Here is a 13,241-nt window from a genome sequence, read left to right as displayed (position 1 = left end):
GGACTTGGGGAAGAAAGGCTCAAGACGCGCCATCTGCGCATCCGTCAGCCAGAAAAGATCAGACATGGTCACCGCTCGATTTTCGAACCGTGAATCACGCAGCCAAGCGGAAATCAATGGGTCCTGACCCTAGGCATCTCCGGAATGGAGAACCCAGTTGAAAGCAATGTGCAGGCTGTTCTGAGAAACACAAAAGGGGGTAAAACCCGCACCATCCAGTTGCGCCAAATTACAATAGACATCCTGCGTAAAATTCCTCGCTCGAAGGCCTCTACTTATGTGTTTTGGAATTCAACCGAGCACGGATTTTATGAGGGTCCTTCAAACCTCTTTGGGGAGTATGGTCAGGAGACCGGATTTGGAGCGCGGCTTCATGATCTGCGGCATAAGTTTGCAATCGAACGCCTTAAGGAAGGATCGTCGATTTACAAAGCCCAAAAGTACATTGGGCATGGTTCTCTGCTGACCACAGAACGCTATTACCTGCGTTACCTTACACAAGAGGAAATCGCCTGTATGCAAGCTGATGGCGACAACAGGATCTGTTTAAGCTCAACAAAAGCCGCAGAATTCAAAAGGGATCCCGCAGACGTGTGGTCCCTTTTTGATTGCCTGATTGGATGTGAGAAGGGGTCAACGGTGACATAGTAGGCGTCAACAGGAGCATAGTTGGCATAGCCGGAAGACCCAAAAGGGGTCATAGTATGACACCTTTGGCCCCAGACTGCCGTAACAACGGAAATCGCACCCCGCCCCAAAATTCGCTAATTATCACGTCTTTTCATTGGGGTAGTGGCGGAGAGACAGGGATTCGTACCCTGGGTGGGCTTGCACCCACAACGGTTTTCGAGACCGTTTTTGGCATCAAACCAGAAGACCTCGGATCAATAAAACAAGGGTCTTGTGATGGCAAGATGGGCAGGTTCGGCACAGAAAGCGGGGAGGGGTGTCATAGGAAAGCGTCATAGTGATTGAAGGTGAGTTAACTTCGTCAGCGGTTACCGAACGCGCATTGAGGTTCTGAAGGGCGGAAAGCGGAAGTTCGCTGCAGCCGCATGGAGACTCAGATTGCAGGCCAAAACTATACCTTAATATCGCAATACGATGATTGCTTTACATGAGAGAAAGGTCGCTTCAGCAAAAGGCCATCTAAACAATGCGGCATCAAAATACACTCCCGATCTTCTTACTTGGTGCTGTAAACTGGCTTGGTGATCAAAGAAACTGGCGGCGCAAGAAAAATAGTACTCGTGGAATTTCCTTGCAGAACTAACAGTACGGTGTTGAGATTGTTTCTGTCATTGGGAGGCTGGTCGGATATTGATTTGGCCAACGCAATTAGATCCACTAGCGACTTTGAGCCACCGCCTCCAACGACGAATTGACGAGTATCGCGCTGGGAATTTCGGCACGACACATAGGGGAGGAAAGAAATTGAAAAATCTGACGACAACGCTGGCGGGATCGCTGATAGCATTTGCGGCTTCGGTAAGTGCGGCCCAAGCTGAGAAGCTGACGTTTTACTGCTCGGCACAGGAAGATTGGTGTCAACTCATGGCGCGCAGTTTCGAGGATGCCACCGGCATAGACGTCAATATGACCCGCAAGTCGTCGGGCGAGACGTTTGCACAAATTCGCGCGGAAAGTTCTAACCCTAAAGGCGATGTATGGTGGGGCGGTACCGGTGATCCCCATTTGCAAGCTGCCGAAGAAGGCCTGACGATGGAATACGTGTCGCCGATGCGTGACCAGCTTCACGACTGGGCGATCTCGCAGGCTGAAAGTGCAGGTAACAAAACCATCGGAATTTATTCAGGCGCACTCGGCTACGGCTACAACTCCGACCTCTTGGCCGCGAACAGCCTGCCTGAGCCCGCATGTTGGAAAGACTTGCTGAAGCCCGAGTATAAAGGGCACGTGCAAATGGCGAACCCGAATTCCTCGGGCACCGCTTATACGACGCTTGCCTCGATGGTTCAGATATTTGGCGAAGACGACGGCTTTGAGTTCATGAAGGGCCTGCACTCGAACATCAACCAATACACCAAGTCGGGTTCAGCCCCAATCAAGGCCGCCGGTCGGGGTGAGAACACCATCGGTATCGTCTTCATGCATGATGCGGTCAAGCAGGCCGTATCAGGTTTTCCGGTCAAGGTCGTGGCCCCATGCGAAGGCACAGGCTATGAGATCGGCTCGATGTCGATCATCGACGGTGCCCGGAATGAAGAAGAAGCCAAAAAGTTCTATGACTGGGCGCTCAGCCCCGAGGCCCAGAACCTTGCGCTTGAGGTTAACGCCTTCCAGGTTCCGTCCAACAAAAATGCGGAAACCTCTGAAAGCGCACCTGACATGAGCCAGATCAAGCTGATCGACTATGACTTCAAAAAGTATGGCTCGTCAGATGAACGCAAGCGCCTTTTGCAGAAATGGGACGAAGAGGTCTCTGTGCTGCCTCAGTAAGTGACTGAAACCACGTCAAAAACGAACCACCCGGTTCTGATCTTCTGGATTGTTGCCGGGTGGGTCGGTTTCTGCCTGCTGCCATGGTTCATGGTAGAGGATGGCATTTGGTCATTCGTATGGCTGGTCGATGGATATCCGTTCGATGAAGATTATGCGCCCGCCGCTTTTCTGGTCGGACAAGGCGAAAAGCTGTGGCTTACGCCGCTTTTGGTCCCGCTTGCGTTGCCTTTGTTGGTACTCGGCAAACCGAAGTCCGATCCGCAATACGCGCGCATCCTGATTTTGGCTGGTGCCTTGGGTTTTGGCTGGCTGATTGCGCAAGGGTTCTCAATTGGCATTCGCGGGTTCAATTTCGACTGGATGAAGGCGCTGTTCGGAGAACCGAAGATCCGCCAGTTCGGCATGGGATACGGCGCGATGATCTGCGCCACAGCGTTCCTGTTCCTTTTAACTCAGGGTATTGCGGCGCGCGGCGCCATCAATGGCGACGTTTTCGTCGTCAGCGCTATTGGTGGCGTAATCACCATTGTTACAGTTTTCGTCTTCTTTCCAATTGCGAAGATGTTGTTTGCCGCCTTCGTTACTGAAGACGGTGCCTATTCAGTTTCGGTTTTTGCCTCGAAGTTCTTTGATGACCGACTTTGGGGCTTGGGTTGTTTTGCCGGTGCCAAATGCGGTGCCGCGTGGAACTCTCTGTTTCTTGCAATTCTTGTGGGTTTCATCACGACCGTGCTTGGCCTTTGTTTTGCGCTTGTCGTCACACGGTCGGGATTCCGCTTTAAACGCGGGATGCGCGCGTTGACAGTCTTGCCGATTATTACGCCGCCTTTCGTGATTGGTCTGGCACTGATCCTGTTGTTTGGGCTTTCCGGGTCGGTCACCAGATTTGTTGCCGAGATCTTTGGCGTGCAGCCGACGCGCTGGCTATATGGCATGCCCGGGGTGCTGATCGCTCAGACGCTGGCATTTACGCCAATCGCCTTTCTGGTCTTGATCGGGGTGGTAGAAGGGGTGTCACCATCGATGGAGGAGGCCGCCCAAACCCTTCGAGCCAATCGTTGGCAAACCTTCAAAACCGTGTCCCTGCCTCTGATGCGACCGGGCCTGGCTAATGCTTTTTTACTGGGGTTCATCGAATCTATGGCCGATTTTGGCAACCCACTTGTCTTGGGCGGAAACTTCGATGTGCTTTCGACTGAGATATTTTTTGCCATCGTCGGTGCGCAGTACGATCAGGGCCGGGCTGCTGTTCTAGCCATGGTGCTCTTGTTCTTCACACTTTCTGCCTTCTATGCGCAGCGCGCGTGGTTGGGGAAAAAGAGCTATACCACCGTTTCCGGCAAAGGCGACGCGGGTGTACATCCCTTGATGCCAAGGGGCCTTGCCATACCGGTTCTGGGCATTGCAGTTGCCTGGGCGGTTTTCACTGCTGTGGTTTACGGGATGATCATCTACGGAAGTATTGTCGAACTGTGGGGCGTCGATAACTCGCTGACGTTCAAGCACTACGTCACTGCCTTTTCGGTCCGCTTCGAGGAAGAGGGTATTCGCTGGACCGGAGCCGCCTGGGACAGTTTCTGGACCACAATCACCATCGCCGGCATTGCCGCGCCTCTGACGGCCGCCGTGGGGTTGGTCACCGCCTATCTGCTAACGCGGCAAAGTTTTGCGGGAAAGAATGCGTTTGAGTTTGGCACGATGCTCTCTTTCGCTATTCCCGGCACCGTTATTGGCGTCAGCTATATTCTGGCATTTAATGTGCCCCCAATCGAGATAACCGGCACAGGCGTTATCTTGGTCGTCAGCTTTATCTTCCGCAATATGCCGGTTGGGGTTCGCGCGGGTATCGCGTCGATGTCGCAGTTGGACAAATCCCTCGACGAGTCCTCGCTAACGCTTGGTGCGAACTCGTGGCAGACATTCAGGCGAGTGATCCTCCCGCTTTTGCGGCCGGCAATCCTGGCTGCGCTGGTCTACAGCTTTGTCCGGGCAATGACGGCGATTTCGGCGGTGATATTCCTTGTTTCCGCCGAGTATGACATGGCCACCAGCTATATTATCGGTCGGGTCGAGAACAACGATTACGGTCTTGCAATCGCATACTCCACAACGCTGATCTTCGTGATGTTGGCGGCAGTCGGGATGTTACAAATCCTCGTAGGCCGTGTTCAGATTGGGCGACGTACACAACTCGGAGCAGAGAAAACGACATGACCGAAACGACTATAGCAAGTAAGGCCGCGCCTGTTCGTTTCGACGGTGTCTCGAAAGTGTTCGGCAAGGATGTGGTGGCCGTCGACAGCATCGATCTGCACGTCCAAGCGGGCAAACTGGTGACGCTTTTAGGCCCCTCAGGCTGCGGTAAAACGACGACGTTGCGCATGATCGCAGGTCTGGAAATGGCGACCTCGGGCCGAATTCTGATCGGCGACCGAGACGTGACCAAATTACCCGCTACCGACCGTGACGTGTCGATGGTATTCCAATCCTACGCGCTTTTTCCTCATATGAGCGTGCTAGAAAACGTCATGTATGGGTTGACCTTTTCCGGCTTCGACAAGCGCGAGTCCCGATCGCGCGCGCTGCATGGGTTAGACTTGGTTGGCCTGAAGGGCTTCGATAATCGTTTGCCAAGCGAACTTTCCGGTGGGCAGCAACAGCGCGTTGCCGTCGCTCGTGCATTGGTTTTGGAGCCACAGGTTTTGCTCTTTGACGAACCTCTCTCAAACCTCGATGCGAAACTGCGTCGCCAAGTGCGCGAAGATATCCGTGCCATTCAGCAAGATCTCGGTTTGACCGTCGTCTATGTGACACACGATCAGGAAGAAGCCCTTGCCGTTTCAGACGAGATTGTCGTCATGCGCAACGCTGCTATCGCTCAGATCGGAACACCGCGTAAACTCTATGATGCGCCGGTTGACCGGTTCGTGGCCGATTTCATTGGTGAGGCTAACCTGATCAATTGCACTATCCTTTCTGTTGAAGGCGGTTTAGCCACGATCGAAATCGAGGGCTATCAACATACGCTCCCCTCTCGTGGTCTAACGCCTGGACCAGCAACGCTGGCCGTGCGCCCGTCACGGATTTTGATTGGATCTGATACCGGCATCCCGGCCAAAGTTGCCAAGGCGACCTATGTTGGTGTGAGGATGGAGTACACTCTGGCCGGTGCCTTCGGGCAGGTATTTGCTGTGCAGGACGACGTGGACGAACCGCTGGAAATCGGTTCGGAAGTCAAAATGTCTTTTGCCGGACGCGGCCCCGTTCTGTTGCCGGAAGGGTGATGTGGGTAAGCTTTTAGTCGTCTCTCACCCGGAGGTCGTCGTCGAACCGGAGACACCGGTCACCGAATGGGGTTTGAGTGAAATTGGCCGCGCCCGAGCTGACACATTTGCACAAAGTAAGACCATGTCGTGCGTGACAGACATATGGTCCAGCACCGAGCGAAAAGCGTTCGAGACAGCGGCTATCCTTGCAAAACCTTTGGGGCTGGTCGCGAAATCCGAACCTGGACTGGGAGAAAACGACCGAAGCGCTACCGGGTTCCTTCCTCCCTCGATATTCGAGTCCGCCGCTGACACCTTTTTCGGGGCACCCAATTCCAGCTTTCGTGGCTGGGAAACAGCCCATGCTGCGCAATTGCGCATCGTTCAAACAGTCCTGTCAATCGTCAAAAACCACGACGGAAGAAATCTGGCCATTGTAACCCACGGCGCGGTCGGGACACTGCTTTGGTGCCATCTGGCAGGGAAAGAAATCGACCGGCGGTTTGATCAATCTGGGCAGGGCCACTTCTGGCGCGCGGATATTAAAACTCTTCAACCCGAATTCGGGTGGCGCCCGATTGCCTGAAATGCGTCATTCGTTCCAAGCGTCTTCGCAGATCATTTTCAAGGTCTCGAACACGGCTGGTGTACCAGCGATCACGCGACCACCGTCCCGGATCATCCCGTCGGCGTCTTGATCCTCGATCTCGCCACCTGCTTCGGCGATCATCAACTGACCGGCGAGGCAATCCCAGGCGTTCATGTGCTCTTCAATGTACCCCAAAAGACGTCCCGCCGCGACATAGGCCAGCGAAAGCGCACCGCTTGCATTGCGATGATAGAGAGCGCCACGTTCGATAAGGGCCGCAATCACCGGAATGACCTTTGATGCTTCGACCCGGTTCGAATAGCCGATTGAGACGGTTCCACTTGCAAGTTCCACGCTTGAGGCAACCTGCATGGCGTGTCCATTCAAAGTGGCACCTTCGCCTCGAACCGCCACGTAAGTTTCACCAACGTTTGGCTCGAAAATCACGCCGACCTGCGTTTGACTTTCCGAAACGCCCGCTAAGACAATCGTCCAGGCAGGAATGCCATTGACGAAGTTCGTTGTCCCATCAATCGGATCAATCACCCAGTCAAAACCGCTGGAGCCAGCTTTTTCGGCGTGTTCTTCGCCATAAATCCCATCATCGGGAAAAGAGTTCATAATCTTTTGACGAATAAAGGTTTCGACGTCGCGATCCGCCTCGCTGACCCAGTCCTGCGCGCCCTTTTGATCAATGACCAAGGTGTCTCTGGCAGCAAAATACTCTAGTGCTAGCGCGCCCGCCTCTTCGGCTACCGCGACGGCGAAGTTTCTTCTTGCAATGATGTTTTGCATTGATCGGCTCACTTCCTGCTGAATGCATCACCACATCTAAGGGAAGGGGTGTCGGAAAACAAAACAGTGTTTGTCAGGCTATAATCCACTTTCTTCGCGTCAAATGAGTTTCTGTCGAAAGAATGCCCCTATTAAAGCACTCAATCACTTCCACGCAGTGGAGCCGCACGTTGCTCGTGACCAACGTCGGCTTTCTTTGGAGAACGCTGCATCGCAGCGATTGTAGTTGTAGCGACGGTCCGCTTTGGGCCGTTGAGCGAAGCGTCATATAGGCAGGCTGCATTACTTGAGGACGAGAATGACTTGCCAATATTCATTTGGCCCGCAAGAACTAGGATACTCAGTTTTCGGCCCGGTTGCGAAGGCTGATGAAATTCGACCGGCGCAACACGCCCAAACGGTGGACACATTGAACAGATTTGGGCATCTTAGTACGCCGCCTGCCGGGCCTTTTCGATTCATAGCGTTGGACGTCGAAACGGCGGGCAAATCTATCAGTAGCATTTGCCAGATCGGGCTTTGTTTTGTTAGCGACGCTGGTTCGTTGCAAACCTATTCTGTCCTGATTGATCCCGAGGGACCATTTGAGAATTTCAATACTGAGCTTCACGGGATTTCCGCTGAAACCGTGATTGGGGCTGAAACTTTCCCAATGGTCTACGCGTCCTTGTTTGAAGTCCTGAACACCCACAACCTTGTGCAACACAGTACGTTCGATGAAAAGGCGATGACGGCCGCTTGTGCCCGGTATGGCCTGCCAATGATCTCGTCGCATTGGACGAATAGTGTTACGATTGCCCGTCGCGCATGGCCGTCGTTGAAGGGCGCCGGTGGGCACGGGTTGGCAAATCTTAAGAAATACCTCGGCCTTGAGTTTCATCACCATGATGCAGGCGAAGACGCCCGTGCCTCGGCATCCGTGATTTTGAAAGCAGAGAAGACTTTAGGGTCGCCGTTGTCTTATCTCAGGACAAACCGCCAATTGAAATTCCAATTCGGAAATCCATCCGAGAGATAAGCGGTCAAGGTCCAAAAGATGCTACTGAACGACGAACTGATCGTCTGATGTTACGCAGTATGCGAACTTCGGCTCTGCTGAAGCAGTCATCACAAATTCTGCTTTGCTCGAATTTTGGGGATGAACTGTCTATGTAGTTAATTAGTAGCGGGCAGGGGGCTTTGAGTATGTGACGGGTGGGACCGTTGGCTAAATCTTGAAAAATGGGGTATGGGAATTTGCTACTGTTGCTCCGGTGAGCGATGACATCAGACATCGTACACATGGTAAGCAGCAATTCGCGATTACCAGCGCGATGTAAGCCGCCCCAACAAAGCACTCTTACTTCGAGGCGTTGAGTTGTGCGTCCAACTCAGAGAACGATGTGGCCAGAATTCTGCCAGGAACGCTGAAACCTCCTGTTCTGAGATTTCCGACCTATTGCCCTCGGCATCCGTCGCTTGACCCATTGTGTATCGCAAGTCGGTGCCAGTGTTCGTTTGCGTCAGCTGATACGTCTCGGGCAGGCTTACTCCAGCGCGCGTCGGATCCTGGATGCAGGTCGAGAAATAGTCGAACGGTTCCCAATCAGTGATGCGATAGAAAAAGTCCGCCAATTCGTGAGAGCAATGATAACCCGACCCGTTGCCGAGACGCCCTTGTGGGCTGTCGACAGTGATTTTCTGTACTCGGTTCATCCATTTCAGCTTTAGCTCCGGTGCGACCAACGCCTCCCAGACGACTGCAATTGGAGCATCGAAATGATGACGGAACGTCCAAACTCCGTCTTCCTTGGTCAAGAAATGGCGCTCGCGGTTTGCACGCAAACGTTCCCACGATTTAGCCAAATCGTAGACCATCATTGAATCCTCGCCAAAATGTTCGATGTACTGTGAAAACGGTTCCACTATACCTTTGATATCCATGGCGTTTGCAGCGGCCTCGCTGAACAGTGCGTAACTGCGTACACCGGTGGCTTCAACAACGTTCGTCTTGGCCATTCGGTGAACCAGAATAACGTCGGCACCGGAAAAGTCCTTTGCAAGGCCAGGCTGCATTTCTTCGAACTGGCCATGATGGGCGATAACCTTCAAATCCAGCCCTCCAACATTGGCACACGCATTGCAGGTACAGGTTGTGTTGGCAATTATGTCCTGTCGGCGAAGAGCAAACGCGTTGTAGAGATTCTCGCAGATGGTCAGGAAGGTTTCACCGGAGGGGAAATCTTGCCGTGTCGAATAAGCCAGAATCGCATCGCCTTCGGTTTTCCAAAAATGAAGCGGATCACCCACTTGCTCGATCAGCACTCCCAGCAAAGATTGCAAAATCGGATTGGCGTGATCCATTTCTGACGATGTCAGAAATTGGGTGTATCCGGATATATCGGCGATCAACAGATATCCAGTTTGAGTTGACATGGCGCCCTCCCCAAAAGAGTGTTTGGCGGGATTACTTTTTCTGTTGCACTGGCGATTAACCCTCAAGGTCAATTGACGCCAGATCTGCGGAATGCTTGCGTTTCACACAGGGCTCAAAACCACTTCGGGCTGAAACTCGCCATAGACGGTCGTCATGAAGCGTAGGCTGGGAGCTCAGAGGCTTAGTAGCAGGTGAGAGGCCGAAGTGGTCACCAATTCACGCATCACCGCCCCTAAAAGACGGAGCCACTACAGCGATGGCCCTACGCCCATCCGAGTTGTTTTAGTGAGTGCCCGTCGTTCCAGATCTTGGTCATTCGGGCGATCTTACTGCCTTCAAATTCCATTATGTAGGCATAGTTGGTTGCAATTTCCTTGCCGGTTGCAGGAACCGGCCCTCTCTTTACCGTTGGTGATACTCCCACGGGGTGAGCCCGTTGAGGCTCGTGCCGGGGCAGTGGTGGTTGTAGTCGTTGCGCCCAGCCGCGATCAGCTCCCGTGCGAGGCCCGTTTTTCTTGTGCTAAGAACCTCTACCGACGAGAAGGCAAAGTGGAGGAATTTGATCCCGATCTCGGCATAGTCGGTGCAATCGGAGTCACAAATCTCGGCATAGTTATGCCGACTCTTGAGAAAAGGGAGCTTTGGCGCGCACATTGACGCCGAATCACTATCATCAGAAAAACTATTAATTTTAGGATGTTAGTGGCGGAGAGACAGGGATTCGAACCCTGGGTGGGCTTGCACCCACAACGGTTTTCGAGACCGTTTTTGAGACTTTATCCGAAAGGTTCAAACCAATAAAATAAAGACATTCTAACGGCGGATTAGGCAATCTCGGCATAGAAAGCGGGCAGGGGTGTCATAGTAAAGTGTCATAGCCCGGTTGTAGTAGGTCCACCAACTGAGCGCTTGCAAAACAGGGAGAAGTTTATCCGAAATGGCGGTGGCCTGTCCTTCGCTGCGGCGATCATGAACGTCCCGAATGCGCTACCTGTGGACCTTTGTCGAAGGTCGGGCCAATTGCGGCTGGGGCGTGCTCTTTCAGCCTGTCATGCGCTTTTCTTTAGCTTGGCTTTTCCAGCACAGTCAGGGAAGCGAACACAGCCAAGAAATGCTCCAAAGCGGCCGCGCCTTTCGACAAGCCATCCTGCTTCGCAACTGGGGCAAGCCTGCTGGGTCTCCCCGCAATCAGTGCAAACAAGTTCTCCCTTGGTCTGGGAATGGATCGGCAGGCCGACACCGCAGGCCGGACAAGCCGGCATGCTGCTGCCGCACAGCTTCACGTGCTCGCAGCGATACCAATCGCGACCGTCTTTTCCGGCCATGTGTAGAAGACGCCCACCGCAAACCGGACAAGTGTGGGTGTGCTTCTGAGCATCCAAAGGCACCACTACGCCGAACTCAGGCTCTCTCATCAGCTCTTCGACGAAGACGGAGGGGCGGGCCTCGGAAGCGAGTATGGTCACGGTCCGACGGGCCCGGGTCACGGCGACATACATGACTCGCCGCTCTTCGGCATTTTGGTATGGCTCGGCCTCGGGCGATACCAGGCCGAGCAGAGGGTCGTCGACGATCATGGACGGAAAGCCCATCCTTACGTTGTCGGCTCCGAGGATGATGACGTGATCGGCCTCCAGGCCTTTCGATGCATGGATGGTCTTGAAGTTGATCGTCGCCCCGGGGTTCTGACGCTGGAGTCGCCCTATATCGGGCCTCAGGAAACGATATCGCCCGAGGATAAGGATCGACGGCTTCCCGCCTCCTTTACCTTCAGTGGCGGCAAGAGTGGCAACTGCGTCGTTCAAGGTCTTCTCCCCGATGTCGCGGCGCGTCCAAGCGATCTTGATCGAAGGTTCGTCAGTTTTGCCTGCCGGTATCACCGTTTTGGTGATCTGAGCGGGGTTACGAAGAACGAAGCGACGGGCGGCCAGGGCGATCTTGTCCACCGACCGGAAGGTTCGACGGAGATCGACGGTGCGATGAACACCAGTGGCCCCTGAATAAGTGCCACCGAATTCCACGCCAAAGTTACGCATGATGTGAATGTCCGACCCGGCAAAGCGGTAGATCGACTGCCAGTCGTCGCCGACGGCAAACACCCTGGCATCGGAGTGCTGGCGTTTAAGTGCCTGAATCAGCCTCGCACGACCGGTCGAGATGTCCTGGAACTCGTCGACGAGGATGTGGCGGAACGGGCTCTGGTAACGCCCACTCTCGACGAGCGCCATGGCGCGGTTCACCATGTCCTCGAAGTCGATGCGGTCGCCAAGGCGGGACTGATACTCGCGAAAGACCGCGCCGAAAATCTTGAGGAAGGCCTCCGCCCGCTTGCCCAACTTCAAAGTTTGCGCCTTGTCGGAGCAATCCTCGACCCGATAGCCGCCGTTCTTGAAGTGGCGCAGGAAGGTGCCCATTAGTGAAGTGAAGCTGTCCACCACCCCAACCTCGGCCACACGATCGTAAATCTCGATGTCTGGGGTCGGCCGCAGCGTGACATGTGGTTCAAGCTTTTCGGCAAGCGCTTCGAGCAGCCGACCTTCTTCACGCTCCCAACTGTAGGTTTCCACCAGAACCGTCTCGTGCTCGGCATGGACCTGCCGTTTCCAGTCCATGCTTTCGAGGTATTCATCGCGATCGACGTAAGGTGCGGTAGTCAATTCCTCCGCGCCGTCCCTGCCGCGTTTCTTACGCACACCGAAATGCTCGATGTAGACGCCGCTCTCTGTCAGCCGGAAATCGGGCAAGTAGGTGCGGCGCCCAGTCTTCTGGAGTTTGTGCTCGTAGCTCGGCTCGTATTCGTAGGCGATGCCGTTCCGGAACAGCCAGTTGGCGATCAGCAACTCTTCAAAGCTGTTTACCATCTCGCCTTGCAGCGTCCGCAAGTTGCGGCTTTCGATTTGTGCATACCATTCGTGCTTCGTCTTGAAATCCCCTTCGGCCGGATCATAGAGGATATCGAGCTCAAATCTTCGAGCCTTCCGAAGCGGTGGACGCGAATTCGTGCAGCCGGGCGCCAGCTCCAGGCCGAATTGAGCATTACCTGGACCAAGCCTTGGGCCGATTTGCAGAGGTTGGCTGTTGAAGCTGGGCTGTCGGTCAAGAAAAACCCGGTGCCGGCGATCGCGGGTGCGGCCATGGCATCAGGATTGTCGCCATCCGAGATTGATCGGGAATGGGCTTGGCAACATGAAGTCACATTGCGCCCGGATTTGCAGATAACCTGGAGCGCCAATGTGGATTTCTTTCACAAGCTCCGTGGAATTCCTGCGATTGCGGCCTCAACCCTTCTTCCGCAAAAAAGATTGGATCCGATGCCGCCTCGCGGTTGTCGCGCGCGACATGGCGTCTATCCGCTGCCACAAGCCGTCGAGGAATTGCTGGATGATATTGGCGATGCCGGGTCTCGATTTTCTCGGAAGCAGTTGAATGAAACCGCTTATTTCATCTGGCTTTATGCCAGAGAGCTCAAGCTGTTTGGTCGGGGTGTTGAGCCAGAAGTGGGTGAAGTCCTTGGTGATTTGGTTGTCGAGACAATCTTTCAATCGGCACCGCATGGTCTGGGCAACGCTGCCCTCAAAGAGCATCGCCATCGTATTGGAGCTTTGCAGTTCCATGCCTCGGTTGAGGATTCTGTATGAACCGAGGCACCGCGTGTTCTAACGCTCGGAATGGAAATTCTGGGCGTTGGAAGGGTGGATTGGGATCTTTTGCT

At 54.1% G+C, this 13,241-nt stretch carries 10 protein-coding genes; 7 read left to right on the top strand and 3 right to left on the bottom strand.

Annotation, left to right across the window (positions count from 1 at the left end):
• The first annotated feature begins 144 nt into the window (after nucleotides 1–144).
• The 5 genes from AC2FLA_RS09990 to AC2FLA_RS09970 all read left to right on the top strand — a co-directional run bounded on the left by AC2FLA_RS09990 (nucleotide 145) and on the right by AC2FLA_RS09970 (nucleotide 6,315).
• On the top strand, nucleotides 145–648 hold the full coding sequence (locus AC2FLA_RS09990; protein WP_496721862.1) for a tyrosine-type recombinase/integrase: 504 nt from the start codon (nucleotides 145–147) through the stop codon (nucleotides 646–648).
• Between the two features lie 786 nt (nucleotides 649–1,434).
• Nucleotides 1,435–2,460 (top strand): ABC transporter substrate-binding protein, encoded by a 1,026-nt coding sequence (locus AC2FLA_RS09985; RefSeq protein WP_113788652.1) that lies wholly within the window; start codon nucleotides 1,435–1,437, stop codon nucleotides 2,458–2,460.
• Complete coding sequence (locus AC2FLA_RS09980; protein WP_496721860.1) at nucleotides 2,461–4,677, top strand: ABC transporter permease; 2,217 nt, start codon at nucleotides 2,461–2,463, stop codon at nucleotides 4,675–4,677. It begins immediately after the preceding gene.
• Complete coding sequence (locus tag AC2FLA_RS09975; RefSeq protein ID WP_496721858.1) at nucleotides 4,674–5,747, top strand: ABC transporter ATP-binding protein; 1,074 nt, start codon at nucleotides 4,674–4,676, stop codon at nucleotides 5,745–5,747. The genes AC2FLA_RS09980 and AC2FLA_RS09975 overlap by 4 nt, the downstream gene beginning before the upstream one ends.
• Before the next feature lies 1 nt (nucleotide 5,748).
• A complete protein-coding gene (locus AC2FLA_RS09970; RefSeq protein ID WP_496721856.1) occupies nucleotides 5,749–6,315 on the top strand; it encodes a histidine phosphatase family protein in 567 nt (188 codons plus the stop codon).
• A 6-nt stretch (nucleotides 6,316–6,321) separates the two neighbouring features.
• On the opposite strand, the gene AC2FLA_RS09965 is transcribed toward AC2FLA_RS09970, so the two are convergent.
• Nucleotides 6,322–7,113, bottom strand: a complete 792-nt coding sequence (locus tag AC2FLA_RS09965; protein WP_496721854.1) for an inositol monophosphatase family protein — start codon at nucleotides 7,111–7,113, stop codon at nucleotides 6,322–6,324.
• Nucleotides 7,114–7,522: 409 nt separating this feature from the next.
• Here AC2FLA_RS09965 and AC2FLA_RS09960 point away from each other — a divergent pair, with 409 nt between their 5' ends.
• The gene (locus AC2FLA_RS09960) at nucleotides 7,523–8,131 is read left to right on the top strand and encodes a 3'-5' exonuclease (RefSeq protein ID WP_496721876.1); all 609 of its coding nucleotides are present in this window, start codon (nucleotides 7,523–7,525) and stop codon (nucleotides 8,129–8,131) included.
• 284 nt (nucleotides 8,132–8,415) lie between these two features.
• Here the strand turns inward: AC2FLA_RS09960 and AC2FLA_RS09955 are convergent, their stop codons facing one another.
• Both AC2FLA_RS09955 and AC2FLA_RS09950 read right to left on the bottom strand, forming a co-directional pair.
• A complete protein-coding gene (locus tag AC2FLA_RS09955; RefSeq protein ID WP_496721852.1) occupies nucleotides 8,416–9,528 on the bottom strand; it encodes a DUF2652 domain-containing protein in 1,113 nt (370 codons plus the stop codon).
• 1,050 nt (nucleotides 9,529–10,578) lie between these two features.
• Nucleotides 10,579–12,273: a UvrD-helicase domain-containing protein gene (locus AC2FLA_RS09950; RefSeq protein WP_496721850.1), complete on the bottom strand. Its 1,695-nt coding sequence runs from the start codon at nucleotides 12,271–12,273 to the stop codon at nucleotides 10,579–10,581.
• Between AC2FLA_RS09950 and AC2FLA_RS09945 the strand changes: the two genes are divergently transcribed.
• A complete protein-coding gene (locus AC2FLA_RS09945) occupies nucleotides 12,229–13,167 on the top strand; it encodes a hypothetical protein (protein WP_496721848.1) in 939 nt (312 codons plus the stop codon). The two genes, AC2FLA_RS09950 and AC2FLA_RS09945, sit on opposite strands and share 45 nt — an antisense overlap.
• The last annotated feature ends 74 nt before the right edge of the window (nucleotides 13,168–13,241 follow it).

The organism is Ruegeria sp. CDSA033 (assembly GCF_059612305.1).
Note: the sequence above shows the minus strand (reverse complement) of the source record. Positions and strands in the feature narration are given on the sequence as shown.

What these genes read in the sequence shown, in the direction of transcription:
- AC2FLA_RS09990 (WP_496721862.1), top strand. Translation starts at nt 145, where the DNA reads ATGGAGAACCCAGTTGAAAGCAATGTGCAGGCTGTTCTGAGAAACACA.
- AC2FLA_RS09955 (WP_496721852.1), bottom strand. Translation starts at nt 9,528, where the DNA reads ATGTCAACTCAAACTGGATATCTGTTGATCGCCGATATATCCGGATAC.
- AC2FLA_RS09965 (WP_496721854.1), bottom strand. Translation starts at nt 7,113, where the DNA reads ATGCAAAACATCATTGCAAGAAGAAACTTCGCCGTCGCGGTAGCCGAA.
- AC2FLA_RS09975 (WP_496721858.1), top strand. Translation starts at nt 4,674, where the DNA reads ATGACCGAAACGACTATAGCAAGTAAGGCCGCGCCTGTTCGTTTCGAC.
- AC2FLA_RS09945 (WP_496721848.1), top strand. Translation starts at nt 12,229, where the DNA reads ATGCTCGATGTAGACGCCGCTCTCTGTCAGCCGGAAATCGGGCAAGTA.